The organism is Paracoccus rhizosphaerae (assembly GCF_026162645.1).
Taxonomy (GTDB): domain Bacteria; phylum Pseudomonadota; class Alphaproteobacteria; order Rhodobacterales; family Rhodobacteraceae; genus Paracoccus; species Paracoccus rhizosphaerae.
This window is the reverse complement of record NZ_JAOTBE010000026.1, coordinates 1-24,230: the sequence shown is the minus strand read 5'-3', so window position 1 is coordinate 24,230 and position 24,230 is coordinate 1. Positions and strand designations below refer to the sequence as shown.

At 63.9% G+C, this 24,230-nt stretch carries 25 protein-coding genes and 1 pseudogene; 20 read left to right on the top strand and 6 right to left on the bottom strand.

Annotation, left to right across the window (positions count from 1 at the left end; translation table 11 throughout):
- Position 1 precedes the first annotated feature (1 nt).
- Entirely contained in the window at positions 2-1,042 is a 1,041-nt protein-coding gene (fba, locus tag OC184_RS10805; protein WP_265507207.1) for a class II fructose-bisphosphate aldolase, read from the top strand.
- A 151-nt stretch (positions 1,043-1,193) separates the two neighbouring features.
- Here fba and OC184_RS10800 read toward each other — a convergent pair whose 3' ends face one another.
- The 3 genes from OC184_RS10800 to OC184_RS10790 are packed head-to-tail and all read right to left on the bottom strand — an operon-like array spanning position 1,194 to position 3,388.
- Entirely contained in the window at positions 1,194-1,970 is a 777-nt protein-coding gene (locus OC184_RS10800; RefSeq protein ID WP_378926941.1) for a MauE/DoxX family redox-associated membrane protein, read from the bottom strand.
- Positions 1,971-1,981: 11 nt separating this feature from the next.
- On the bottom strand, positions 1,982-2,833 hold the full coding sequence (locus OC184_RS10795; protein WP_265507206.1) for a DUF305 domain-containing protein: 852 nt from the start codon (positions 2,831-2,833) through the stop codon (positions 1,982-1,984).
- A 12-nt stretch (positions 2,834-2,845) separates the two neighbouring features.
- Complete coding sequence (locus OC184_RS10790; protein WP_265507205.1) at positions 2,846-3,388, bottom strand: c-type cytochrome; 543 nt, start codon at positions 3,386-3,388, stop codon at positions 2,846-2,848.
- Between the two features lie 336 nt (positions 3,389-3,724).
- Between OC184_RS10790 and minC the strand changes: the two genes are divergently transcribed.
- Genes minC through minE form a run of 3 tightly spaced genes read left to right on the top strand, consistent with a single transcriptional unit; the run spans position 3,725 to position 5,546 of the window.
- A complete protein-coding gene (gene minC, locus OC184_RS10785) occupies positions 3,725-4,432 on the top strand; it encodes a septum site-determining protein MinC (protein ID WP_265507204.1) in 708 nt (235 codons plus the stop codon).
- The gene (gene minD, locus OC184_RS10780; RefSeq protein ID WP_265507203.1) at positions 4,429-5,277 is read left to right on the top strand and encodes a septum site-determining protein MinD; all 849 of its coding nucleotides are present in this window, start codon (positions 4,429-4,431) and stop codon (positions 5,275-5,277) included. The genes minC and minD overlap by 4 nt, the downstream gene beginning before the upstream one ends.
- On the top strand, positions 5,274-5,546 hold the full coding sequence (gene minE, locus OC184_RS10775; RefSeq protein ID WP_265507202.1) for a cell division topological specificity factor MinE: 273 nt from the start codon (positions 5,274-5,276) through the stop codon (positions 5,544-5,546). The genes minD and minE overlap by 4 nt, the downstream gene beginning before the upstream one ends.
- Before the next feature lie 513 nt (positions 5,547-6,059).
- Here minE and OC184_RS10770 read toward each other — a convergent pair.
- Positions 6,060-7,079 (bottom strand): acyltransferase, encoded by a 1,020-nt coding sequence (locus OC184_RS10770; protein WP_265507201.1) that lies wholly within the window; start codon positions 7,077-7,079, stop codon positions 6,060-6,062.
- A gap of 209 nt (positions 7,080-7,288) precedes the next feature.
- Here OC184_RS10770 and OC184_RS10765 point away from each other — a divergent pair, with 209 nt between their 5' ends.
- The 14 genes and pseudogenes from OC184_RS10765 to OC184_RS10705 all read left to right on the top strand — a co-directional run bounded on the left by OC184_RS10765 (position 7,289) and on the right by OC184_RS10705 (position 22,313).
- Positions 7,289-9,361, top strand: a complete 2,073-nt coding sequence (locus tag OC184_RS10765; protein ID WP_265507200.1) for a sensor histidine kinase — start codon at positions 7,289-7,291, stop codon at positions 9,359-9,361.
- Positions 9,358-10,710 (top strand): sigma-54-dependent transcriptional regulator, encoded by a 1,353-nt coding sequence (locus OC184_RS10760; protein ID WP_265507199.1) that lies wholly within the window; start codon positions 9,358-9,360, stop codon positions 10,708-10,710. Before OC184_RS10765 ends, OC184_RS10760 begins: the two co-directional genes overlap by 4 nt.
- 197 nt (positions 10,711-10,907) lie before the next feature.
- On the top strand, positions 10,908-11,882 hold the full coding sequence (locus OC184_RS10755) for a TAXI family TRAP transporter solute-binding subunit (RefSeq protein WP_265507198.1): 975 nt from the start codon (positions 10,908-10,910) through the stop codon (positions 11,880-11,882).
- A 98-nt stretch (positions 11,883-11,980) separates the two neighbouring features.
- Positions 11,981-14,158, top strand: a complete 2,178-nt coding sequence (locus OC184_RS10750; RefSeq protein ID WP_265507197.1) for a TRAP transporter permease — start codon at positions 11,981-11,983, stop codon at positions 14,156-14,158.
- 753 nt (positions 14,159-14,911) lie between these two features.
- Positions 14,912-15,409: an Arm DNA-binding domain-containing protein gene (locus OC184_RS20410; protein ID WP_322630201.1), complete on the top strand. Its 498-nt coding sequence runs from the start codon at positions 14,912-14,914 to the stop codon at positions 15,407-15,409.
- Positions 15,330-16,175 (top strand): tyrosine-type recombinase/integrase, encoded by an 846-nt coding sequence (locus OC184_RS10745; RefSeq protein WP_378926951.1) that lies wholly within the window; start codon positions 15,330-15,332, stop codon positions 16,173-16,175. Before OC184_RS20410 ends, OC184_RS10745 begins: the two co-directional genes overlap by 80 nt.
- A complete protein-coding gene (locus OC184_RS10740; RefSeq protein WP_265507196.1) occupies positions 16,148-16,687 on the top strand; it encodes a hypothetical protein in 540 nt (179 codons plus the stop codon). Before OC184_RS10745 ends, OC184_RS10740 begins: the two co-directional genes overlap by 28 nt.
- Before the next feature lie 71 nt (positions 16,688-16,758).
- Complete coding sequence (locus OC184_RS10735) at positions 16,759-16,932, top strand: helix-turn-helix transcriptional regulator (protein WP_265507195.1); 174 nt, start codon at positions 16,759-16,761, stop codon at positions 16,930-16,932.
- A 147-nt stretch (positions 16,933-17,079) separates the two neighbouring features.
- Entirely contained in the window at positions 17,080-17,334 is a 255-nt protein-coding gene (locus OC184_RS10730) for a hypothetical protein (RefSeq protein WP_265507194.1), read from the top strand.
- Complete coding sequence (locus tag OC184_RS10725) at positions 17,331-18,059, top strand: DUF7146 domain-containing protein (protein ID WP_265507193.1); 729 nt, start codon at positions 17,331-17,333, stop codon at positions 18,057-18,059. The genes OC184_RS10730 and OC184_RS10725 overlap by 4 nt, the downstream gene beginning before the upstream one ends.
- Positions 17,975-18,211: a toprim domain-containing protein gene (locus tag OC184_RS10720; protein WP_322630203.1), complete on the top strand. Its 237-nt coding sequence runs from the start codon at positions 17,975-17,977 to the stop codon at positions 18,209-18,211. The genes OC184_RS10725 and OC184_RS10720 overlap by 85 nt, the downstream gene beginning before the upstream one ends.
- Positions 18,208-19,704 (top strand): annotated as a pseudogene (locus OC184_RS10715) (YfjI family protein). Before OC184_RS10720 ends, OC184_RS10715 begins: the two are co-directional and overlap by 4 nt.
- A gap of 1,122 nt (positions 19,705-20,826) precedes the next feature.
- Entirely contained in the window at positions 20,827-21,201 is a 375-nt protein-coding gene (locus OC184_RS10710) for a MerR family transcriptional regulator (RefSeq protein ID WP_265507192.1), read from the top strand.
- 86 nt (positions 21,202-21,287) lie between these two features.
- On the top strand, positions 21,288-22,313 hold the full coding sequence (locus OC184_RS10705) for a phage major capsid family protein (RefSeq protein WP_265507191.1): 1,026 nt from the start codon (positions 21,288-21,290) through the stop codon (positions 22,311-22,313).
- 148 nt (positions 22,314-22,461) lie between these two features.
- Here the strand turns inward: OC184_RS10705 and OC184_RS10700 are convergent, their stop codons facing one another.
- The gene (locus OC184_RS10700) at positions 22,462-22,623 is read right to left on the bottom strand and encodes a hypothetical protein (RefSeq protein ID WP_265507190.1); all 162 of its coding nucleotides are present in this window, start codon (positions 22,621-22,623) and stop codon (positions 22,462-22,464) included.
- Between OC184_RS10700 and OC184_RS10695 the strand changes: the two genes are divergently transcribed.
- The gene (locus OC184_RS10695; RefSeq protein ID WP_265507189.1) at positions 22,622-22,885 is read left to right on the top strand and encodes a hypothetical protein; all 264 of its coding nucleotides are present in this window, start codon (positions 22,622-22,624) and stop codon (positions 22,883-22,885) included. The two genes, OC184_RS10700 and OC184_RS10695, sit on opposite strands and share 2 nt — an antisense overlap.
- Before the next feature lie 33 nt (positions 22,886-22,918).
- On the top strand, positions 22,919-23,518 hold the full coding sequence (locus tag OC184_RS10690; RefSeq protein ID WP_265507188.1) for a hypothetical protein: 600 nt from the start codon (positions 22,919-22,921) through the stop codon (positions 23,516-23,518).
- A gap of 211 nt (positions 23,519-23,729) precedes the next feature.
- Here OC184_RS10690 and OC184_RS10685 read toward each other — a convergent pair whose 3' ends face one another.
- Positions 23,730-24,080: a hypothetical protein gene (locus tag OC184_RS10685; protein WP_265507187.1), complete on the bottom strand. Its 351-nt coding sequence runs from the start codon at positions 24,078-24,080 to the stop codon at positions 23,730-23,732.
- Between the last annotated feature and the right edge of the window lie 150 nt (positions 24,081-24,230).

Here is a 24,230-nt window from a genome sequence, read left to right as displayed (position 1 = left end):
GATGGCCATGATCACCCTGCGCCAGCTGCTGGACCACGCGGCCGAGCATGGCTATGCCGTGCCCGCCTTCAACATCAACAACATGGAGCAGGGCCTGTCGGTCATGAAGGCCGCACAGGACACGCGTTCGCCGGTCATCCTGCAGGCCAGCCGGGGCGCGCGCAGCTATGCCAACGACCTGGTGCTGGCCGGTCTGATCGAAGGGCTGTCGCGCGCCTTTCCCGACATCCCGATCTGCATGCACCTGGACCACGGCAACGGGCTGGAGACCTGCGCCACCGCGATCCAGAACGGCTTTACCAGCGTGATGATGGACGGCAGCCTGAAGGCCGACGGCAAGACGCCGGCGGATTACGACTATAACGTCGACATCACCCGCCGCGTGACGCAGATGGCCCATGCCTGCGGTGTTTCGGTCGAGGGTGAGCTGGGCGTTCTGGGTAGCCTGGAAACCGGCATGGGCGATCAGGAGGACGGCCACGGCGCGGAAGGCAAACTTGCCGAACATCAGCTGCTGACCGACCCGGACGAGGCGGTGCGCTTCGTCGCCGACACCGGCGTCGACGCGCTGGCCATCGCGATGGGCACCAGCCACGGCGCCTACAAGTTCACGCGCAAGCCCGACGGCCAGATCCTGGCCATGCACGTCATCGAAGAGATTCACCGCCGCCTGCCCAATACGCATCTGGTGATGCACGGATCGTCCTCGGTCCCCGAGGATCTGCAGGCGATCATCAACAGCCATGGCGGCGACATCCGCCCGACCTGGGGCGTCCCGGTCGAGGAGATCCAGCGCGGCATCAAGCACGGCGTGCGCAAGGTCAACATTGACACCGACAACCGGCTGGCGATGACGGCCGCGATCCGCCGCACACTGGTCAAGGACCCATCCGAGTTCGACCCGCGCAAGTATCTGAAGCCCGCGATGGAGATGATGTCCCAGGTCTGCCGAGACCGCTTCGAGGCCTTTGGCACCGCAGGACAGGCCGACCGCCTGCGCCCGCTTCCGCTGACCTCGATGGCGCTTCGCTACGCCGCCTGATCGAAGGGGAGGGCCCGACACCCGGCGCAGGCCGAAGTCGGGCCTTATCACGGACCCGTTCAGCTGTGTCCGTGTGTCAGGACATCGCTGCGCCTTCGCAAGGCCGCGCACGGCGAACCGGCCACGGTTCGCCGTCAGCGTACCGGCCGGATCAGCCGAACCCCGCCAACCTGATCGGCATCCAGATCGCCATCACGATCATCATCACGTTCTCGGTCAGCGACACGAAGCCCAGGGGTACGTTGCTGGACCCGCCCACGCAGGCGCATTTCAGTTCCCGCTTGTCGATATAGACCGCCTTGAAGACCGACACCGCGCCCACCGTTCCGATGAACAGCGCGACGGGGGCGGCGATCCAGATCAGCGTCCCGGCGATCATCAGGATCCCGGCCAGCGCCTCGCCGAAGGGATAGACATAGCCGTACCTGACCCACCGCCGGGCCAGCAGGTCATAATTCAGGAACATGGTCGAGAAACTCTCGACATCCTGCAGCTTCTGGATGGCCAGGATGCACATGCTGATGGCGATGAACCATTCCAGCGCACGGATGGTGAAGATGGTCCCGAAGGTGAACCAGCTGACCGCAAGCGCCATCAGGAACGCCATCGAGAAGATGGCGATGACGGGGCGATAGCTGGTTTCGTCCTTGGACCTGACGGTCTTGCCGAAATGCCTGCGCAGGTCGTCATAGCCCCCGATCCGGTCGCCCGCGATGAAGGTCTGCGGCGTGGTCTTGACGCCGTGCTTTTCCTTGAAGGCGTCGGTCGCGTCGCGGGTCTTCAGGTAGTTGTCGTCCACGGTGAAACCCTGCCGTTCCAGCAGGTCCTTGGACTTCAACCCATAGGGGCAGATGTGGTCCGGCATCACCATGCGATAGAGCGTCGCCGTCTTGCCCTGATCCTTCGCCATGTTATTGCTGTCCTTCATCTCATCCACCCTCAAGCGGCGTCGCAGGAATAGAATCCGCGGTATCCGACGGTCGGGCCGTCGTCCAAGGTGAAGACCAACTCGGCGTCGGACCGCCAGTCGGCCTCGTCCCCAAGGGGCCTTACGGTCATTGTCGCCCCCTGGGCCGTCAGCGTGTCGTCACCCGCCGCCGAGTTCAGCTGCACCAGAACGCCGTTCAGCTTCATGGCGCCGCGGCTGCCATCGGCCGCGACCCACAGGACGGGGTCGGTTTCGGGGCTGCGGTTGAAGACGCATCGGGGGCCGGGCGGCAGAAGGCGGTCGGCCTCGGCCGGGGCCATCGGCGACGGGTCCAGCCTGGCGCGCAGCGTACTGGTCAGCGCATCCTGGATCGTGCCCTCGCGTGCCGGGGGGTCTTGATAGATCGTCTCGGGGGCGTTTGCATCGCCGGCATGGGCGATCAGATACCGCATCTCGGCGATCTCGCGGCGCTGCGCGGCGATGATCTCCTCGGCCAGCTTGGCGACGCGGGGGTCGCGGATCTGCGCCCTCTCGGACGTCATGATCGCGATGGAATGGTGCGGGATCATCGCCCGCATGTAGCTGATCCCCGAAACCGTGACCTGGCTGCGCACCAGCCACAGCGACAGCGCGAAGACAATGACCGCCCCGGCGAAGATCGCGATGTTCAGTTTCTTGTTTGAATACATCCCCAGCATGAAGGCCAGCATGATGACCGCCATCGTCGCGCCCATCATGATCGCCATGTAGGTCCGCGTTTCCGAGAAGAAGACATGCTCCCACGCGTAGGTGTTCAGATACATCAGGCCGAACATCACCACCGTCGAGGTCAGGATCATCAGTCCGAAGCGGATGTAGGACATGGGCGGCTCTCCTCAGTTCGCAAACGGCGCAGGCGTCGGATCGGCGGTCAGGGCGCGGTAATCGTCGGCGGTCATCCCCGGCAGACGGTTGACGAAGGCGGTCAGGGCGGCGATTTCAGATGGTTCGTGATGGCCGCCGAAGGCGGGCATGCCGCTCATCTTGATGCCGTTCTGGATGATCCAGTAGATGTCCTGGGGGCGCCATTCCTCGGCGGCGTGCATCAGATGCGGGGGCTCGGGGCGCATGCCGCGTGACCAGTCGGTCGGATCCTGCCCCGGTGCGCCATGGCAATAGGCGCAGCTTTCGGAATAGTGCCCTGCGCCTTCCGCCACGAGATCTTCCGAGAATTCGTCGGGAAGCTGCACCTCGCTTGACCGTCGCGTGACCGACTGGCGCATCGTCGTCGCCAGGGTCCAGCGCACGGCATCGGAATGCGGATCGGACGCGGCGACGTTGTAGGTGCCAGTATAGGCGATGGTCAGCCACACGGCGATTGCCACCAGCACCGTGCCAGCGATGCCCAATGCAAGACCTGCTGCGAATTTCTTGGTCATTCGACCCTCCTGCCCATCAGCGCCCCGGATCTCGCCCCGCCTGGACCTGTCCGGTCGATCCCTAACCCGGCATTCCGCGAGGTGTTCCCGTCTGGCGCGCGGATGGCCCGGCGAGACCGCGCCGGGCAGAGCGCATTCAGACTGCGCAGATTGCGCGTTTTGCCCCTTCACAAGTTGGCAGGTTCCTGCTGAACAGGCACAGCCCCCTTTCTTCTGCGGCCGGATCGTGGAAGAGGGTCATTCAACAAGAGCGGTCCGACGCCCGAGTCGCGAGCCGCCGAGAGCAGGAGCAGTTTCGACGTGTCAGACCGATACGCCCGGACCCCGGATGATCCGATGCCGGCCAGGGTCGCCGCCCTTCAGGTGCGCGGCCGCTTCCTGACCGTGCTTGCCCTGCGCGTCGACCCGCAGGCCTTGGGTGGCCGTCTCTATGCGCAGCTCGACGATCAGCTGAGCAAGACGCCGCAGTTCTTTTCGGGCGCGCCCGTCGTCCTGGACCTGGGCAATGCGTCGCAGCCGGGCGACCTGGCCCCGCTGCGCGACCTGGTCGAAAACCTCAGGCAGAGAGAGCTTCGGGTCTTCGGCGTGCAGAACGCCGCGGGTTTGGGCCCCGACGCGCTGCAGTCCTTGGGGCTGATCGCCGTCAGCACCGGCCGTGACGCACCGATGCCCCGCGCCGCCGGGCCGTCCCGTGCAGCCGAAAAGCCGCGCCCGGTCCAGAACAAGGTCATCCGCTCGACCGTGCGGTCGGGGCAGATGATCGTGGCAGAGAACGGCGACCTGACCGTCATCGGATCGGTCGCCTCGGGGGCGGAACTGGTGGCGGCCGGCAACATCCACGTCTATGGCACACTGCGTGGCCGTGCCATGGCCGGCGCCCATGGCGACGAGGACGCGCATATCTTCTGCCAGAGCCTGAACGCCGAACTGGTGGCGATCGCCGGTCTCTATCAGACCAGCGAAGCCATCGAGGAGGCGGCCCGCAACCGCTGCACCCATATTTATCTGGAGGACGAGAAACTTCGCATGGAGGTGATCGCATGACGAAAGACGCCAAGGGAAATCCGCCGCTCGGGCGGGTCATCGTGATCACCTCGGGCAAGGGGGGCGTCGGCAAGACCACCTCGGCCGCGGCGATCTCGGCCGGTCTGGCCAAGCAGGGCTTCAGGACCGTGGTCATCGACTTCGACGTCGGCCTGCGCAATCTGGACATGATCATGGGCTGCGAACGCCGCGTGGTCTTCGACTTCATCAACGTCATCCAGGGCGACGCCAAGCTGAAGCAGGCGCTGATCAAGGACAAGCGTCTGGACACGCTGTCGATCCTGCCCACCTCTCAGACGCGCGACAAGGACGCGCTGACCAAGGAGGGTGTCGAGCAGATCCTGACCGAGCTGAAGACCGAGTTCGATTACATCGTCTGCGACAGCCCCGCCGGGATCGAGCGTGGCGCGCAGATGGCGATGTACTTCGCGGACGAGGCCGTGGTCGTCACAAACCCCGAGGTGTCGTCGGTGCGCGACAGTGACCGGGTGCTGGGCCTGCTGAGCAGCCAGACCCGGCGCGCCGAGACCGAGGGTGCCGAGCCGATCAAGGCGCAGGTCCTGCTGACCCGTCACGACCAGACCCGCATCGACAGCGGCGAGATGATGACGGTCGAGGACGTGCTGGAGATCCTGGCGGTTCCGCTTCTGGGCATCATCCCTGAAAGCAAGGCCATCCTGAAGGCCTCGAACGTCGGCACGCCCGTGGTCCTCGACGGGCCCTCGGCCGCGGCGCAGGCCTATGAGGACGCGGTCGCCCGCCTGACCGGCAGCCAGATCGAGATGCGCATTGCCGGTGAACGCCGGCCCGGCCTGTTCCAGCGGCTGTTCGGGCGTGCGTCATGAACCTGTTCAGCTTCGCCCGCAAGCCGCGCCCGCCCAAATCCGCACAGACGGCCAAGGACCGACTGCAGATCCTGCTGGCCCACGAACGCAGCGGGGGGGCCAAGGAAGCCGATTATCTGCCGATGCTCCAACGCGACATCGTCGCCGCGATCCGCAAGTATGTCGAGATCGGTGAGACGGACGTCGACGTCCGCATGGAACGCGGCGACCAGATGTCGAGCCTGGAGATCAACATCGAGCTGCCCGAGGTCAAACCGAAGTCGATCTGACCCTCGACATGCGCGGCGGCCGGGCCTGAACCGGCCGCCATCTCCTTCACAGGCCCGACGCGGATGTCTCGCGTCGAACATCACCGCAAGATGGACAGCGGACAAGGGCCGTTCACTGGCCTTGCCCGCTTGACCACCCGGCGTTGGCCGACTTTCTTTCCGGCCGGCGGGGACGGTCGCACTCCCCCGGCAGAGAAAGCGCCGCCAACTTCGGCGTCAGGCCGGACACCATTTTGATCCCGTCAATGCTTCGCCCCCCTGCCAAGGGCGCATCATCCGCTGCTTCGCGCTGATGGAGACAGTGCGGGTCCGGGCGCTTAAGTGCTGCCACAAGCATTCGGCGTTGTGCCAACCGCAAGCGGGTCTATCCCGGGCCGCGCCCGCAGCGCGTACCCGGATGCGAAGAGCATGACGACATCGGCAGGAACAGCTTGCAGCACGACGATGATCCAAGCGCCCGGTGGAAAGGCCGCAGGCACCCGGCCACACCAAACCCTTGCAGCCTCTCGATCGTCAGGCAGCGTCCTGCGGCCGCGTCGTCGGCTTCGGTATCGGGGCATCGAACAGTGCCGCTATTGCCGGCCAGCGGGCCATCCCCAAGGCCAGGAACCAGCCGCCCGCGAGGCTGATGACGATCGAGGCGACTGCCGGTGCCGCATAACTCGTCACGCCTGCCTTTCCCGCGATTCTGGCGATCAGGATCATGAAGATGGCATGGCTGACATAGAAGACGATGGACCGTTGCCCGATCCAGATCAGCGGGCCGGCAAGCGTTGTCCGCTCCAGCCTTAGCGCGACGGCGGAAAAGAACAGCATGCCGCAGAGCGAAATCGCGACCCAGTAGGGCCCGAAGTCGAGGTCGAAGCGCACGCTGGCCATTGCCGCCACTGCAACGATCGGCGCCAGCCACCAGACCCGGTCGGATCGCAGCATCCGCGCCGTTGTGCCGGCATGGCGCGACGTTGCGGCGCCAAGGAAGAACAGAGCCATCAGGTAGAAGACCCGCTCGGAATACTTGGCGCCATCCGGCGACAGCAGCGCGACGCCGAAGGCCGCCGCTGCAACCAGAAGCGGGTCAAACGCCTCAAGCGGCTTGGCGGCAAGGTAATAGACGAAGATGAAACCCAGGAACCATAGGTGGCTGCCGCCGGTATAGACCTGCTGCAGGTCGCTGGGGTCCATGAACTCGCGCCCTGAAACGGCGATATAGATCGTCGACCAGACGAGGAACGGCCACAGGATGCCGCGCAGCTTGCCGCCGAGGTACTGCTGCACCGGCTTGGCCAGCGACCGCGTCAGCAGCATTCCGGACAGGAAGACCAGCAGGGGCATCCGGAACAGCTGCAACGTCTCGTTCAGCTGGCGCCAGGTGTCATTCGGGGTGAAGCCATAGCTTTCGGGGATCGAGACCGAATGATAGGCGATGACGGCAAGAATGGCTGCTCCGCGCAGGATGTCCATCCAGAACATGCGGTGTTCGGCCATGGCGCGCGGTCGTGGTGGCCGGGGTGGGTCGATGGGGATGTGGGTCATGCAACGTCATCCTTGTCAGATCTTCTTGGCGCCGACCGGTTGGCATTAGTAGTTGTCCGCCCCCCGACAAACGCAAAGCCCAGACTAGTTTGCGTCGTGCGTCCGCGCTTTGCGCCAATCTGCGATGCATGCCGAGAGGTTCACGGAAGATGTACCGACGACATGGATCACGCCGGTAAGCTGCGTTCAACGCCGATGATCTAAAGCACATGGCAAGATCTGCCACTTTATTCGCAAAAAGCCTGCCGGCGGGCGGCAGGCTGCCGAAACCGCCATATACGACCGGCGGCCGGATGCTGGCTGCACGGGATCAGCTTCGCAACGTCGAAACCTTCGATGGAAATGATCAGCGGCTGCGGCTTGCTCGATCGGCAATCCCTGTGGATGATGCCGCATCGACAGGGTGGAGGCGCTTTGTGGCGCAGGCGGCGGATCATTTTGGCACGGTTCTGGGGCACTCGGCGGTTTTCGCCGGGCGGCGGCGGATTGTGGTGGCGGTTCTCGCGGCGCTTCTCAGCTGGGCGATCCTTTGGCAAGGCAGCGCTTGGCTGGCGGCACGGCAGGTCGTCGCGACGGTTCCGCAAGGTGAGAACATCCTGCGACTGGCCGTCTCTGGTCTGAGGGGAGAACTGGCGCGATACGAACGTCTGCCGGACCTCATGGCGCGCACGCCGGTTCTTGGGGATGCGCTTGCACCGGATGCGGGACGCGCCCAGATCGCCGCGGCGAACCTCTATCTTCGGCACGTGACGTCGCTGATGGGGCTGTCGGATGCCTATATCATGGACCGCAGCGGCGTGACCGTCGCCGCCAGCAACTTCGACCAGCCGCTCAGCTTCATCGGCGAGGATTTTGATTACAGGCCGTACTTCAGCGATGCTTTGGAAGGAGGAACGGGGCGGTTCTTCGCCTTGGGGACGACCTCGGGCAAGCGCGGCTACTATTTTGGGGCGGCCGTCCATGACCGAGGCCGAGTGGTCGGCGTGCTGGCGCTGAAGGTCGACATGGACGAGATCGAGGACAGCTGGCGCGCTGCGGAATACGAGATGATCGTCACCGACAGAGAGGGGATCGTGTTCCTGGCCAGCCGCAGGGACTGGCACTTCCGTACGTTGGCGTCGCTTACGCCCGCTGCGCGGGCGCGGGTCGCGGCGACCCGCCGCTATGGCGGACAGCCGTTGCAGGCGCTGCCCCTGAGACCAGCCGGCGCGGTCGAAGGTCATCCGCTGCTTCGCCTGGACCTGGGTGGCGTGCGGCGAGAGTTCGTCTCGGTCGCCGAGACGATGCCCGAAGCTGACTGGACGGTGCAGGTTCTGCTGGACACCGCCCCCGCGCGGCGACAGGCGCAGTTGTCGGTGGCGGCCGGGCTGCTGATCGTCGGCGCGACGCTGGCGGCCCTGATGGCCTGGATGCAGCGCCGCGCCCGACTGCGAGAGCGCCTGTCGATCCAGGCCGAGGCGCAGGCCCAGCTGGAAGAGCGTGTCACCGCCCGCACGCTGGAACTGGCGCAACTGAATGCCCGTCTGGAGGGAGAGGTCGCTGAACGCCGCCTGGCCGAGGCGGAACTGCGTCGCACGCAGCGCCACCTGGTCCAGTCCGCGAAGCTGGCGGCTCTGGGCCAGATGTCCGCGACCCTGTCGCACGAATTGAACCAGCCCCTTGGCGCGGTGCGCAACTTCGCCGCCAACGCGATGACCTATATCGACCGCCAGCGCGTCCCCGAGGCGCGAGACAACATCGCCCGCATCCTGACCTTGGCCGACCGGATGACCGAGATCGGCCGCACCCTGCGTAACTTTGCCCGCAAGCCCAATGCGCAGCTGTCGGACGTGGACCTGCACGAGGTTCTGCGCGATGCGCGAGAGGTGATTGCCTGGCGCATCGGCAAGCGCGAGGTGGAGCTGAACTTCGATCTTCCGCCGGTCCCGCTGGTTGTCAGGGCAGGGGCCGTGCGCCTGCAGCAGGTGATCGTCAACCTGCTTGCGAACGCGTTGGATGCGCTGGAGGATAGGCCAAACGCAGCCATCACGGTAACGGCCGAGACGACGGCGGACCGCATCACGCTGATCGTGTCCGATAACGGCCCGGGCATCCCGCCGGGACTGGAGGATCGCATCTTCGACCCTTTCTTCTCGACCAAGGGCGTCGGCAGCGGGCTTGGACTGGGGCTGTCGATTTCCTACAACATCGTCAGGGACTTCAGCGGTGAACTTCGACTTGTTCGACGGCCTTCTGGCGCCGAGTTCCGGCTGGACCTTCCCCGCTGCGGGGGGGCGAGATGACCGGGCGGGTCGTTCTGGTCGATGACGAGGCGGACATGCGCCTGTCCACGGCGCAGGCCTTGGATCTGGAAGGCTTCGAGGTCGAGGACGTGGGCGACGCGCAAGCGGCCCTGGACCGGGTTGGCTTTGGCTTCGATGGGATCGTCGTGACCGACATCCGGATGCCGGGCCTCGATGGCCTGACCCTGATGAGCCGCATCCACGAAATCGACGTCGACATCCCCGTGATCCTCGTCACCGGACACGGGGACATCCAGCTGGCCGTGCGGGCAATGCGTCAAGGCGCCTATGACTTCGTGGAAAAGCCCTTTGACGGGCAGCAGCTGGCCGAAATCGCGGCCCGCGCCATGGACTATCGCCGCGTCGTCCTGGAGAACCGGGTGCTGCGGGCGGCGGCGGGGCAGGCGGACGATCTGGAAACGCGGCTGGTGGGTCGTTCCAACGTCATGATCGACCTGCGCCGCCGGCTGCGCACCATCGGCCCGACCGAGGCCGACGTGCTGATCGTGGGCGAAACCGGCGTCGGCAAGGAGGTCGTGGCCCGCGCCCTTCACGACCTGTCGCCGCGCGCCCGCAAGCCCTTCATCGCCATCGACTGCGCCGCGCTGCCTGCCGCACTGATCGAATCCGAGCTGTTCGGCCACGAGGCCGGCGCCTTTCCCGGCGCGCTGCGTCCCCGCTATGGCAAGTTCGAACATGCCCGCGGCGGCACCATCCTGCTGGACGAGATCGGTTCGATGCCCCTGGACGTGCAGGGCAAGCTGCTGCGTGTGGTGCAGGATCGGGTGATCTCTCCCCTCGGCTCGAATGAGGATCGGGCGCTGGACGTGCGTTTTCTGGCGACCTCTCGCCAGCCCCTGGAGGACGAGGTCGCGGCGGGGCGATTCAGGGCGGATCTGCTCTATCGGCTGAACGTGGTCACACTGCATGTGCCCCCACTGTCCGCGCGGCGCGAGGACATCCAGCTGCTGTTCATCAAACTGGTGCAAGAAGCCGCGGCGCGCCATCGCCGCCCCTCGGTGACCGTTCCCCCGCAACTGCTGGCCGAGATCGCCGAGCGTCCCTGGCCCGGCAATGTCCGCGAGTTGCGCAACGCCGCCGATCGGCACGCGCTTGGCATCGCCCTGCAACCGGCCGAGGACCGGTCGCCCGATCAGATGCGGCTGGCGCAACGGGTGGCGGGGTTCGAGCGCGACGTGATCGTGGCGACGCTGGCGGCGCATGGTGGACGGCTGAGGCCGGTCTATGAATCGCTTGGGCTGTCGCGGAAGTCGCTTTACGAGAAGATGCAGAAATACCGGATCGACAAGTCGCAATACGTCGATGGAGGAGAAGACGGCGACGGCTGATGGGGGGAATTCCACCCACGTCAGTTCCGCCGATGTTACCGAATCCACCCATAGGCCGGCTTGGAACGACTTTTTCTGAGGCGCGCGATGCATGACGGCATTGCGCTGGCGGCATGGCAAGCTCTAGTTGGTGGCACTTCATTCTGCCGCAGGCCTGCTGGCGCTGCGGCACATTGGACAAATCTGGGAGGATTTTCATGCGCTTCATGACCGCCGCCATCGCGGCTGCCGCGGCCTTCGGCCTGTCGCCCGCGCTGGCTCAGGACGACCGTGCCGACTGGCCGTCCAGCCTGACCATCGGCACCGCCAGCCAGGGCGGCACCTATTTCATCTATGGGACGGGCCTAGCCGGGATGATCAGCCAGAACCTGGACCTGAACGCCTCGGCCGAAGTGACCGGCGGTCCGGTGCAGAACGCCACCCTGGTCGAGACCGGCGACCACCAGATCGGCCTGCTGACCATGGGACCGGCTTACGAGGCCTGGACCGGCAACAGCGAACTGGCCCCGGGCGTCGAGCACAAGTCGCTGCGGGCGCTCTTCCCGATGTACCAGACCCCGTTCGAGGCGGTTGCGCTGGAATCCTCGGGCATCGCCAACGTCGCCGACATGGACGGCAAGCGCGTCTCGGTCGGACCGGCTGGCGGCACGGCCGCGACCTATTGGCCGCGCTTCTTCGAGGTTCTGGGCGTCGAACCCCAGATCAGCTATTCCGGCGCGAACGACGCGACGGGCCAGGTCAAGGACGGCCTGATCGACGCGTTCGCCTTCGCGGCTGGTGTGCCGATTTCGGCTTTTGCGCAGATCGCGGCCGAAAACCCGGTCAACATCTTCGGCTTCACCGAGGAACAGCGCGCGCAGATCCTGGAAGAGATGCCCGAAGTGTCGGCCTTCGAGGTTCCGGGCGGCATGTACCAGGGCTTCCCCGAAGGTCATGGCACCGTCGCCATGTGGAACTTTGCCGTGGCCCATCAGGACATGCCCGAGAGCCTGGCCTATGAGATCACCAAGATGGTGATGGAGAACAACGAAGGCATGATGCAGATCCACGCATCGGCGGCCGAGACCCTTCCCGAGAATGCCGACAAGAACACCTTCCTGCCCTATCACCCGGGCGCGGTTCGGTATTTCGACGAAAAAGGCATCGAGATCCCGGCCGAACTGCGGCCCTGATCCTGCCCCCGGGGGCCGCCGCAGGCCCCCGGACCCACCCATCATCGGACCGGCCGCCCCGGATGTGACCGCGCGGCGCGGCCTTACGGAGATGTCCAATGTCTGCTGATGCCGCACTTGTGGCCGCACATGGCCCTGTCATTGCGCAGGGCGTCGATGAAGAGCCGATGGCCCCGAACCAGCGCGATCCCCGCGCCGGGACGGGAACGCTGATCGCCATTCTCTGCGCCGCCTATACGCTGTTCCACCTGATCGTCATGGTGCTCTATCCGCTCGAGACCTGGGCCTATCGCATGATCCATGTCTGCGGCGGTTTGGTGATCGGGTTCCTGACCTATTCCGCTCTGACCCAGGGCGACGGCGATTCAGACGCCCCCTCGCGTCGCGGCGCGGTTCAGACGGTGCTGCTGGGCGTGGCCCTGATCGGCATCGGCTATGGCTTTGCGGTGATCGCCTATGCTTGGGGCGCGTGGTGGCTGGCAGGCGTGGCCATGCCGCCAGCCTTCGGGTTCCGCACCTATGGCATGCCGCTGGCCATCGGCACGATTGCGGCGATCGTCGCCGGCTGGCGCTACTCCTCGCGCAACCGCGGGCGGATCTATCCGGCCGACCTGCTCTTGTGCCTGGCCTCCATCGCGGTGCTGGGATACATCCTGTTCATCGTGGGGGCGCTGCGGATGCGCGCGGGCACCGGCATGGCGCAGCCGGGCGATTTCTGGGCCGCGCTGACCGGCGTCATCCTGATCCTTGAACTGACGCGCCGCCTCACCGGCCTTGCGCTGGTCATCATCGTCGCGGTCTTCATCGGCTACAGCTTCCTCGGGCCGTGGCTGCCCGGCTTCCTGAACCATCGCGGCTATACGCCAACACGGTTCTTCACCTATATCTTCACCGATCAGGGCGTGCTGGGCGACCCGATCGCCGTGAGCTCGACCTACATCATCCTGTTCATCGTCTTCGCGGCCTTCCTGCAGGCCTCGCGGGTGGGCGACTATTTCGTGAACTTCGCCTTCGCCTGCGCGGGTCAGGCGCGGGGCGGCCCGGCCAAGGTGGCGGTCTTCGCATCCGGCCTGATGGGCATGATCAACGGCACCTCGGCGGGCAATGTGGTGTCGACCGGCTCGCTGACCATTCCGCTGATGAAGAAGGTCGGCTACTCGCCCAAATCGTCGGCCGCGATCGAGGCCACGGCATCGTCGGGAGGGCAGATCCTGCCGCCGATCATGGGCGCCGGCGCCTTCATCATGGCCGAGGTGACGGGCATCCCCTACACCGACATCGTCATCGCGGCGATCATCCCGGCGCTTCTCTATTTCGTGTCAGTCTATTTCATGGTCGACCTGCAGGCGCTGAAGCTGGACATGAAGGGCCTTCCCCGGTCCGAGCTTCCGCGTTTCGGCACCCTTGTGCGCCAGGTCTATCTATTCCTGCCGATCGTGATCCTGATCTATACGCTTTTCGCGGGCTATTCGGTCATTCGGGCGGGTGCGATGGGCATGGCCTCGGCCGCCGTGGTCAGCTGGCTGACTCCCTACAAGATGGGTCCGCGTCAGATCTTCCGCGCGCTGGACATGGGCGCCCGGATGTCAATCCAGCTGGTCGCGGTCTGCGCGGCTGCGGGCGTCATCGTCGGCGTCATCGCGCTGACCGGAGTGGGGGCGCGGTTCTCCTCGCTGCTGCTGACGATCGCTGACCAGAACCAGTACCTGGCGATGTTCTTCGCGATGTGCATCTCGATCATCCTGGGCATGGGGATGCCCACGACGGCGGCCTATGCGGTGGCGGCGGCGGTCGTGGCGCCGGGCCTGATCCAGTTGGGGGTGCCGGTGCTGGTCGCGCATTTCTTCGTCTTCTACTATGCCGTCATGTCGGCGATCACGCCCCCCGTTGCGCTGGCGGCCTATGCCGGCGCGGCGCTCTCGGGGTCGGACCCGATGAAGACCAGCGTCGAAGCGTTCAAGCTTGGCCTTGCCGCCTTCATCGTACCCTTCATGTTCTTCGGATCGCACGAACTGCTGATGCAGGGTGAAGTCGTGGACATCGTTCACGCGACGCTGACCGCGCTTCTGGGGATGTTCCTGCTGTCTGCAGGGGTCATCGGCTACTACTTCGGGCAGGCAAGCGGCCTGGTGCGGATCGTGCTGATCGGCGCCGCCCTGTCGATGATCGCGGTGGGTCTTCTGTCCGATATCGTCGGTCTGACTGTCGCGGCGCTGCTGTTCCTGTGGCAGCGGAAGATGGTCTCGCCCGCGTCGCTGGCGCAGGGCAGCGACTGAGTGGCCAAAGTCGAAGTTCATGGGGCAGAGGAATAAACCTAGGCCCCTCGGACCGGGTGCGGGCACACCGGCACCCAGGTCCGGTCGTGGGACGCGAATCGGTGCCTCTGTCAGGCAGCAGCATTGGCACGTCCACCCATCACCGCCATGCCAGTTACGGAGCGGGCCCAGCTAGGGACAGGCCCCAGCTTCTGGTGTAACTAGGTTCCCAAGCTTCGAACTGCGTGATTCAAATCACCGGGTGATTGCCTTAACCCCGAATGTCGCCCGGAAGCTGATTGCAGGCTGGTCGATCGTGGATCATCGGTTACGTGGTCCCGCAGAATATAGGGCTCGAACAGACCGTGGAAAATGAAAAGGGACCGGACTGGCGATAGAGCAAACCACTGCATCCCACAGGAGCACAGCCGAGGTCTATGTCAACGGCGTGGAGGGTGAACTGCCCGTGAACGCAAGAGAGACGCCGGTTCTTCGGAAACCCATTCTGAGCCAAGCGCAAAGACTCGAAAGGGTGGATGGCGCGGCCCACCCATTTGCAATATAAGAAGAAAGAAGGCCCCAATCGAGTTCTTGGACGGATCTTGCATCGGAGTGTGGCGGAACAGGTGGCCCCCTGCATCGGGTCGCAGCCTGTCGCCATCAGTAAGAACTGTCAAGGAACGTCAGCGGGTTATGTCCGCTGACTGTAAAGCCACGTTGCACCCTGTCGCATCCATCTACTATCCTTTTCGATGGGTAGAATGTGGGTGCGACATGCCGAAGAAGGCTGCAGAACTCTCCGCCATCGACGTGAAGCGGCTGAAGCATCCGGGGCAGGGGCGCAATGTCATGTTCGCCGTTGGCGGTGTAGCGGGGCTGTTTTTGCAGATCATTCCGACGGGCGCCCGCAGCTGGATATTCCGCACGACGATCGGCGCCAAGCGGCGCGACATCGGCCTCGGTGGTTATCCTGACGTGTCGCTAGCCCAGGCGCGGGAGATGGCCAGAGAGGCCAAGAACAAGATCCGGCAGGGCATCGACCCGATAGAGGAGCGAAAGGCCGTCAGGGCGGCTCTGGTGGCTTCTCAGAAGCGCAGCCTGACCTTTGCCGAGGCAACCGACCGCTTCCTCGAAAGCAGGCTCACCGAGTTCAAGAACGACCAGCACAAGCAGCAGCTATGCCGGACCGGAGATTGGCGAGCTGCTGGTCGCGGACCTGACCATCCAAGACATGCTTCGCGTGCTGCAGCCGCTCTGGCAGACGAAGACTGAGACGGCGACCAGGCTGCGCGGCCGGATGGAGAATGTCCTGTCATGGGCGACGGTTGCCGGATACCGCAAGGGCGACAACCCGGCGCGTTGGCGGGGCAACCTTGATGCGCTGCTGCCAAAGCCTGGCAAGGTCGCGGAGAAGGGCAATCATCCCGCCGTGGCGCTGGATCAGGCGGCGGCGTGGTTCCAAGCGCTGCGGACGCGTGGGGGTACGGCAGCGCGAGCGTTAGAGTTTCTGACGCTCTGTGCCAGCCGATCGGGCGAGGTCCGCGGCGCCACTTGGGACGAGGTGGACGAGGCCGGCAAAATCTGGACCATCTCTGCGGCACGGATGAAGGCCGAGCGCGAGCATCGCGTCGCACTGACAGATCAGGCATTGCGCATTGCCCAGGCGATGCCGCGGCAGGCCGGATCGCCCTACATCTTCGCGGCGCCGCGTGGCGGGCCGCTGTCGGACATGAGTATCAGCGCCGTCATGCGAAGGATGCAGGCAGACGCTGAAAGCGCAGCAAAGAAGGCAGGGAAGGACGCTGCAGCCGCAGGATGGCGTGATAAGCGCTCCCGCCGCCCTGCTGTTCCTCACGGGCTGCGCAGCACGTTCCGCGATTGGGTGAGCGAGTTGATGGACTATCCCCGCGACATGGCAGAGATCGCGCTGGCTCACAACGTTGGCTCGGAGGTGGAGCGCGCATACCGGCGGGGTGACATAATCGAAAAGCGGCGACAGATGATGGCGGATTGGGCGCAATTTTTGAGGGCTGGATGATGAATGCGGACAGCATTCGGCGCCGTCTGGAGAAAATCGCACGTGCGACCGCACCCGCTCAATCAGTTGATGCCACCGGGTTCTGGGTCGGCGATCAGGCAGGGGAAAGGCGGGCATTGGACGATCTTCGCACCGGCCGGCGCGACTGGCTTGGAGCGTGTCGCTCCTCACAGCAAGGTCTCAAGGCGCTAGACGAGGGCGAACTGGAAATGGCCGAGATCTATGTCTGGCAGGCGACGGATTTTCTCCTGGGCGCGCTATGGTCGAGGATGGAGCCCTCGGACATCGAGTTCCTGTCTAAAAGTGCCCAGCGCCGCGGGAGGAAATCCGAAACAGACGATCGAAATCGAGCTTTGGCCGCTGCTGTGGATGAACAACTTCAGAAGGGCCTGACCGGCAAAGCCGCCCGTAACGCCGCCTTACAACAACATCCAGCACTCGCCAGCGCGTTCTTTGGCTTGTCTGACGATGCTATCCGAAAGGCAGCAGATCGCGGCGCGAAAGCTCGCTGAAAGACTAAATCGAGACGGAAATACGGCCTGCCGCGTTCAACTTGACTGCATCCGTAATGAGAGGATGCATCATGTTCATATCAGACAAGCAGGTTGCCGAACGCTATGGCGTTGCCCGCCCAACCGTTTGGCGCTGGCTGAAAGCCGATCCGACCTTTCCTAAACCTGTTTCCCTTTCGTCCGGCTGCACCCGCTGGAAGCTCGACGAGATCGAGCAGTGGGAAGCTGCCCGCCGCGCGGCATGAGAGGTTCAACATGCAGATAAAAACAGTAAGCCCCGCAGCCGCTGGCACGGCTAACGGGGCAATATCCGAAGCGGCGAACTTCTTGAATGCGTTATACGCCAACCGCCGCTTCCAAGCAACGCCCTTGAGCTACTGGGAGATGAGCAAGTGACCCGCAAGATCTTTGACGTTCGCATCTATCCCGGCGTCACCTCCGGCTTCGATATCATTCTCAGGGTCCGTGGCGGCATCACGAAGCATGGCAGTCACCCGACGATAGAAGCGGCCCTGGAAGCTGCACAGGCTATCCAGGGTAGGCCGACCGCCCAGCCTGTGTATGTCTATGCGCGCAGCTTGCCCGAGCTGATGGCCGAGGCTTTCGCGCCTGCCGTGGGTGGAATGCTGAAAGGCAGGGCGAAATGAGCGACGCACAATCGCTGACCGCCGCCCTTCGCGGCAAGTGGCATCGCATCTATGGGTTAGCCTGTTGCCCAGCGCACAGTGACAGGCGCCCGTCACTGACGATCGGAGACGGGCACGACGGCCGTCTGCTGTTGTCCTGCAAAGCAGGTTGCGACTTCCTTGATGTGCTGAGCGCTCTCCGCGGCCTCGGCCTTATGGAGGGCAGTGGATCTTATACGCCGCCCAGCGCCGCCGATGTCGCCCGACGGGAAGCCGAGGCAAGGGCGGAGGCCGAGCGGGTCGAGCGCAAGGCGTTGGCGACGTGGAACGAGGCGCTGCCAATCGGCGGCACGATTGCGGAGCGATATCTGCGCGGCCGGGGTATCACGTGCCCGCTGCCATCAACGCTGCGCTTTCACCCGGAATGCTGGCACCCCACCGCAAAGCGGTATCCGGCGATGGTGGCCCTGATCGAGGGGCTGCCGCGGACAGCAATCCATCGCACCTATCTGCGCGCTGATGGAAGCGGCAAGGCAGACGCGGATCCGGCCAAGGCCATGCAGGGCGCGTCCATGGGTGGCGCTGTTCACCTCGTGCAGGCTGACGGGCCCCTTGTGGTAGCAGAGGGCATCGAGACGGCCTTGAGCCTTGCCAGTGGCCTATTGCGCGGCGTTGCCAGCATTGGGCGGCATTATCCGCACCGGGCATTGCCGGCCTTCGCCTTCCCGAGTGTCCGCAACGCCTGACGATTGCCAGCGACGGAGATCCTGCGGGCATGACGACAGCGAACAAGCTGGCCGAGCGTGCCGATGCCTTGGGTTGGGCTGTCAGTCTGCTTCCCGCGCCACAGGGGCGCGACTGGAACGACATTCTGCAGATGAACGGGGCAAGCACATGAACGCGATTCCCGAACCTATCCCATTCAAGCCAGAATGGCCGGATGCCGACACGCGCCTTCTGCGTACCGATCTGCCGGAACCCCCTGTGTTAGCGCTGGACGACCTGTTCTTGCCGAAGTGGGCTGCCTGGCTTCGTGGTGCAGCTATCGCCAAGGGCGCGCCGCCCGATTACGTCGTTGCGTCAGTTCTGTCAGTTTGTGGTTCTCTCATTGGGAACACTCGCTGGGTGTCGCCATGGCAGGGCTGGGCTGAACCGCCGGTTATCTGGTCCGTAGTGATCGGCAGCCCCTCGGCAGGCAAATCGCCCGCCATCGATGCTGTGCTGGTTCCGCTAAAGCGGGTCGAACGCGGGTTGCGTGAAGCCGCTCGAAGCGAGTTGAAAGAGTGGCGCGGCAAGGCCGAAGTCGCCAAGCTTGCGGAGAGTGCTTGGAAATAGGCGGTCAAGGCAGCCATCAAAGCAGGGGAAGAACCTCCTTCGAAACCTGCTTCCGCTAATCCTGGCCCTGAGCCCGTCATGCCTCGACTGGCTGTCTCAGATGCCACGGTCGAGAAGCTGGCAGTCATTATGGCCGGGCAGCCGCGCGGGACACTACTAGCAAGAGACGAGCTGGCGGGATGGCTGCAGGGTATGTCGCGCTACTCTGGCGGATCTGACCGGCCATTCTGGCTGGAGGCTTAAGGCGGGCGCTCCTTCTCGGTCGAGAGAATGGGGCGAGATCCGGTCTATGTGGACCGGCTGGCAGTAGGCGTTCTCGGTGGCATCCAGCCCGACAAGCTGCGCAGTCTGTTGCTGAAGTCAGATGACGACGGACTGTTGGCGCGGTTTGCGCCTGTGTGGCCGCATCCTGCGCCTGTGAAGCGTCCTGACGCTATCCACGATGAGACATTCATCGACGCAGCTATCGGACGCCTCCTGTCGCTGGAGATGCCGTCGGATGAGGATGGCGTGCAGCGGCCGTGGTTCGTCCCCTTCTCCGAAGCGTCACGGGACATGCTCGACGCCTTCCGCTTGGAAGTCCGGCGCTGGGAGGGAGATGCTGAAGGGCTGTTGCTTTCATTTATCGGCAAGCTGCCGGGACTGGCAGCGCGGTTGTCGCTAGTTATCGCGATGTTGGACTGGGCGAGCGGTGAGGCTGATATGCCCAGCGAGATCACGGTGCAGCACTTCGGGCGTGCTGCGCATCTGGTCGAGAGCTACCTGCTGCCCATGGCCCGCCGCTCCTATGCCGAGCATGTCGGCGGCCCTGCCCAGCGTTCTGCCAGGGCGCTAGCGGCGCTGATCCAACAAGAAGGCTGGAAGACATTTACCGCTCGCGAGGTGCGGCGGAAACAGCGGGCGCACTTGTTGGACATGGAGACAATCAACCCCGCAATACGTGCACTCGAAAGCGCTGATCTGGTCCGCGCAGTCGAGGTTCCTTCCGGACCTAAAGGCGGCGCCCCTAAGAGACTGTTCTCCGTCAACCCGATCGTGTTGGAGGTTCAGGCATGACCCGATGGCTTCAAGCGGCCAAGGCCGGTGAGTGGTGTACTGACACACTGACAGAACTGACAAAACCCAACTGCGTGAAGATCGTAAGCGTTGAAAAGCAACGGGAGCGTGGGTTCTGTCAGTATCGTCAGGCTGTCAGTCCGGTCCTGGTGCACAACCGAACAGATGCGCCAGCAGAGGTTCCGTCAGTATCGTCAGTGCGTCAGTGCGTATCCCCCATCATATCGCCTGCCGTCAGCGCTGCCGTGGTTCTCGCGTTCGAAGACTACTTTGCAAGCGATGATCCGCGTGATGCGAGGGCGTGGACATGACGGAACGGCTAGAAGCTGGCCGCGCTCAGGCTACCCAAATGGCTGAGAATCTTTCTCATCAGCTCCGCTGGAACAGGGATAACCCAAAGGCAATGTGGGCACATCGGGCACTGGCATCTGCGATGCGCGCTGGGCTGACCATGCGCGGTCCCTGGGAAATGTGCGGAGCGATCCATGGAGAAGACGGCGCAGTCGTTCATGGGCATCACGACGACTATGACAGGCCGATGGATGTCAGGTGGCTGTGCCAGCGACATCATCGCATGCTCCATGCTGCACAGCGGAGGATGAACCGATGACGGGGGGCGGCTTCTCAAAATCCATGGGTGCGCTTTCCGGGACCCGCGTCGAAAGCACACGCACGCATCCCCAATTGGAAATTTCTGGAGGCTGCCATGGGACGGCATAGGACCCCCCTCGCGAAAGCTAAGCTGACCGGCGCCGACCGCAAGCATCCCGACCGCTACCGCGACCGGAGGGAGCCAAGCGGCGGCGGACCCGTTGGCGATCCTCCGTGCTATCTCGATGCGGAAGCGAAGCGGTTCTGGCGGATCTTCGCAGCAGAGCTGCCTTGGCTGCAGTTCTCGGATCGGGCCATTTTGACATCTGCATCGATTTTGAGGGCACGCATGATTGCGGCTGCAGACGGAGCAACCGGGGCACTGGTGCGGGAATACCGTTCTACGCTGTCTAGCTTGGGCGCCACGCCTGCAAGTCGTCAGCGTGTCTCGTTGCCTTCCGAGCGTGACGGTGATGATCCCTGGGCATTTTTGGAGGGCAAGCAATGACTGCCCCTGATCGACGGCCTGATATGGCCGAGGTGCTGGCGCAGGCGGCGCGGCTGCTGGCTCAGTCTGCGCAGGCAACGGATCTGGCTAAACGGTATCAGGCGGCAGGCTTGGCAATGCTGGCAGGCGTGTGCGGCAGCGGGCCAGCGATCGACGCCAGCGCAGGTATCCGTCGCATCTCTGCCTTTCGAACGGCTTGCACGGAGCGCGGCATCCGCATGACCGGCGACGACCACATAGGCGAGGCCGGCGCAGCCGATCTTCTGGCGGTGGCGCGTTCGACGCTGGCGATGTGGCGGCAGGAAGGCCGTCTTCCCTATCGGCGCAACCCGTCGGGCCAGATCCAGTATTCTCTGGCCACTCTGGCTGAATTCGTCGGTTCATTCCCAACTGACTGACAGATCGCCTTGTTTCGCCCAGTAGCTAACGGAGGTTTTCGGCCCCGCCGCGCTACTCTTGCTGAAACAGATGGAGTTCTATCAGCATGAACGTGAGTATCAGAAACTCAGTTGCCCGGGCCGCTTATTCGGCCTTTATGTCGGCGGCAAAAAGCTCAGACCAGCGCGGCGACGCTACCGGCTTCGCAGCCAAAGCCTTCCCAGGCGATCGGATCACACAAGAGATCCTCCTGCGTGGTGCAACCGGGCCTCTGACCACTGGAGACGCAACGCAGATCAGCGAGACGGTTGGCGCGTTTATCGGTGGCCTCGCCCCCCTGTCGGCGGCGGCTCGACTGATGGCACGGGGCTTGCCGATCAGCCTGACGTCGCGTGCATCGGTGGCGATCCCTTACCGCACCGGCCGCGCAGCCCTGACGTGGGTCGGTGAGGGCGAGGCCATTCCGGTCAAATCCTATGCTTTGAGTGCCTCGAGGGTTGGTCCCCTTAAAAAGATCGCTGGCGTGACGGTTCATTCGCGCGAGTTTTCACGCAGCACCTCGGCAGCCCCGATCTTTGAACGCCTGTTGCGCGAGGATGCGGCCGATGCCCTGGACGTGGCAGTCTTCGGCTCGACTGCCGCTTCGGACATTGCGCCCGCCGGTCTGCTCGACGGTGTAACGCCCCTGCCCGCGACGGTCGGGGGAGGTCTGGCTGCAATGGAGGGAGATCTTATTGCCCTCTCTGCCGCGGTCACTACTGCCGGCGCGCAGACGGTGGTGATCGTGACAACGCCGGAATTGGCCGCAACCATCAAGATCAGGAAACCGGAGCTAGCCGATATGGTCTGGCCTGCGCTGGGACTGCCCGCTGGCCGCGTGGTCGCGATCGATCCGGACGCGTTTGCCTTTGCTTCCGGCCTGGTGGACATCGAGGCGTCAAAGTCGGCGGTCCTTCACATGGACGACGAGGCGCCGACGCAGCTGTCTATTGCTGGTTCGCCTAATGCCGTCGCAGCTCCAGCTCGCAGTATGTTCCAGACGGACCTGATCGCGACGCGGCTGATCTTTGACGTGTCCTTCGCGATGCGTGCTCCCGGCCTAGTAGCCTTTATTGATGGAGCGGCATGGTGATGCGGTCCCGTGAAGAAGTGAAGGCCGATGCGGAAGCGCTTCTGAAGCGCGTCGAAGAGACGCTAGCGCGCCCGCGACCTCCAGAAGATGCACGGTGGAAGTCGGCGCCTGTGGAAGCCCTGCCACATTCATCGCGGATGACTGATGATCAGATGCTGGACACAGTTGCGAGGGGCGTGGCCTTAGCCATGCGAGACGCCACCAGCCCCTTGCTGACCCGCATCGACAACTCGAAACCTGTACGCGCGAACTGTCCCAAGCCGTCCAAGATCTGACGGCCATCGTCGCTGCATTTGGAGATGATGAACATGTCGAATGACCTCATCCCCCGCACGCTGACCGTTCTGGCCGTCAGCGAGGCGCAGGATGAATTGCTTTGTCGTGCGGTTCTACGGGCCGTTGAAAATGGAGCAAGCGAGGACGAGTGGCGGGCGACGATGCGCGCAACTCGAAAGTTGCTGTCGTCGCAGTTTTTCGAGATGGTCGACCATTTTGAGGCTGACATCTCCAAGGATCCTGATGTCGAGCGGATGCTGCAGCGAGTTGTCCAGATCGAGGCCGAGCATGGTTGATCCTTCGGCTGTATGCGAAGGAGGTGCGGCAACATGAGTGCGCGCGACGATTTGCTGGCGATCCCCGACGAGGTGCTGCGAAGCGGTCGCATCGGGCAGGCGGCGCTTGTGTTCATGGACTTCCGCGACGCGCCCAAGTGCTGGTGGACAGGCTTTGGTGATCTGGATGCAGCCGGCCACCGCTGGCAGGGGCTGGGCGATCTCATCAGTGTCAGCCCGATCAGCACCAGCTACCAGGTGTCGGCGCAGAAGCTGACATTCCAGCTTGCGGCAACGCAGGAGATGATCGCCCTGGCCTTGGACGCGCGGCATCGGGTGCGCGATCGAACGGTGACGGTCTATCTGCAGATGTTCGCGATGGACGGGCAGGCGGTGGGCGGCGTCGAGAACGGCCAGCCCCTCGGCTCTCCCCTGTCGCTGTTCAACGGCGCGATGCAGAAGATCGCATGGGCTGCCGAAGGCTCGACCAGCCGGCAGCTCACGCTTGACTGCAAAGGGGTGTTCTTCCGCCGCAACTCTGCACCGCGGGGCCGCTGGACGGACTCGGACCAGAAGGCACGGCACCCCGGCGATCGGGGTTTTGAGCGAACGCCCCTCTACGCGAACAACTATCAGGCCCCCTGGCGTCGATGAGCTAGGGCCAGGATGCGCCCTGCGGCCAGTGCCGTGAAGCATCTGGGATTAGACGGTGGAGTGCCTGATGTGGGTAGTGGTGATGCTTAATCGAGGCCGGAAATGGTTTATCAGACACCGGGGATCTGGCGACTTTGGCGACCTTGTTATCGAGTTCGTGCTATATCTGGCCGTGGCTACACCATCGATATACGCGGTGATTTACGGGCTATCATTGGTGTTCGGCTGTCATTAGCCAGTGCCAAAAGCGAAGGGCCATCACGTATGCCACGGCCACCCAAATCCCCAAAGAACCTCGTTCTCCGCCCAGGGTTTCTACTTGGACAAGCTCTATATTTGTCCCAGCTTTTCCTAGCTGCTCTGTAGTCATCTCCAGCTGTTGTTCAACCCCGCCTGCGAAGCCGGTCACTAGCATGAAAAAGCAGAGTGATATCAGGATGGCACCACCTCCCAAAAACAGTATGACAACATGAGCTTTGCGAGGAATTTGAGGGATTAGCCAGAAGGGAGCCGCGATGATTGCGACAGCGGCGGTCCACAAGCTAGCTGTAAAGCCGTCCATCAATTTTTCCTATCAGTTTGTCGGGCAATTGGAGTGCGCCCCTCGGGCTGGACCACTCAGGCGGCTCGCTTTGACCGGGGCGCGGCGTTTCTTTCGTCGAACTGGTTGGGGCTCAAGTAGCCGAGCGCAGAATGCAGCCTGGTGGAGTTG

Bases quoted from the DNA above. Each gene is read 5' to 3' on its own strand.
- fba (WP_265507207.1), top strand. From the start codon at position 2: ATGGCCATGATCACCCTGCGCCAGCTGCTGGACCACGCGGCCGAGCAT.
- OC184_RS10800 (WP_378926941.1), bottom strand. From the start codon at position 1,970: ATGAAGGACAGCAATAACATGGCGAAGGATCAGGGCAAGACGGCGACG.
- OC184_RS10795 (WP_265507206.1), bottom strand. From the start codon at position 2,833: ATGTCCTACATCCGCTTCGGACTGATGATCCTGACCTCGACGGTGGTG.
- OC184_RS10790 (WP_265507205.1), bottom strand. From the start codon at position 3,388: ATGACCAAGAAATTCGCAGCAGGTCTTGCATTGGGCATCGCTGGCACG.
- minC (WP_265507204.1), top strand. From the start codon at position 3,725: ATGCCGGCCAGGGTCGCCGCCCTTCAGGTGCGCGGCCGCTTCCTGACC.
- minD (WP_265507203.1), top strand. From the start codon at position 4,429: ATGACGAAAGACGCCAAGGGAAATCCGCCGCTCGGGCGGGTCATCGTG.
- minE (WP_265507202.1), top strand. From the start codon at position 5,274: ATGAACCTGTTCAGCTTCGCCCGCAAGCCGCGCCCGCCCAAATCCGCA.
- OC184_RS10770 (WP_265507201.1), bottom strand. From the start codon at position 7,079: ATGACCCACATCCCCATCGACCCACCCCGGCCACCACGACCGCGCGCC.
- OC184_RS10765 (WP_265507200.1), top strand. From the start codon at position 7,289: ATGGCAAGATCTGCCACTTTATTCGCAAAAAGCCTGCCGGCGGGCGGC.
- OC184_RS10760 (WP_265507199.1), top strand. From the start codon at position 9,358: ATGACCGGGCGGGTCGTTCTGGTCGATGACGAGGCGGACATGCGCCTG.
- OC184_RS10755 (WP_265507198.1), top strand. From the start codon at position 10,908: ATGCGCTTCATGACCGCCGCCATCGCGGCTGCCGCGGCCTTCGGCCTG.
- OC184_RS10750 (WP_265507197.1), top strand. From the start codon at position 11,981: ATGTCTGCTGATGCCGCACTTGTGGCCGCACATGGCCCTGTCATTGCG.
- OC184_RS20410 (WP_322630201.1), top strand. From the start codon at position 14,912: ATGCCGAAGAAGGCTGCAGAACTCTCCGCCATCGACGTGAAGCGGCTG.
- OC184_RS10735 (WP_265507195.1), top strand. From the start codon at position 16,759: ATGTTCATATCAGACAAGCAGGTTGCCGAACGCTATGGCGTTGCCCGC.
- OC184_RS10725 (WP_265507193.1), top strand. From the start codon at position 17,331: ATGAGCGACGCACAATCGCTGACCGCCGCCCTTCGCGGCAAGTGGCAT.
- OC184_RS10710 (WP_265507192.1), top strand. From the start codon at position 20,827: ATGGCCGAGGTGCTGGCGCAGGCGGCGCGGCTGCTGGCTCAGTCTGCG.
- OC184_RS10705 (WP_265507191.1), top strand. From the start codon at position 21,288: ATGAACGTGAGTATCAGAAACTCAGTTGCCCGGGCCGCTTATTCGGCC.
- OC184_RS10695 (WP_265507189.1), top strand. From the start codon at position 22,622: ATGTCGAATGACCTCATCCCCCGCACGCTGACCGTTCTGGCCGTCAGC.
- OC184_RS10700 (WP_265507190.1), bottom strand. From the start codon at position 22,623: ATGTTCATCATCTCCAAATGCAGCGACGATGGCCGTCAGATCTTGGAC.
- OC184_RS10690 (WP_265507188.1), top strand. From the start codon at position 22,919: ATGAGTGCGCGCGACGATTTGCTGGCGATCCCCGACGAGGTGCTGCGA.
- OC184_RS10685 (WP_265507187.1), bottom strand. From the start codon at position 24,080: ATGGACGGCTTTACAGCTAGCTTGTGGACCGCCGCTGTCGCAATCATC.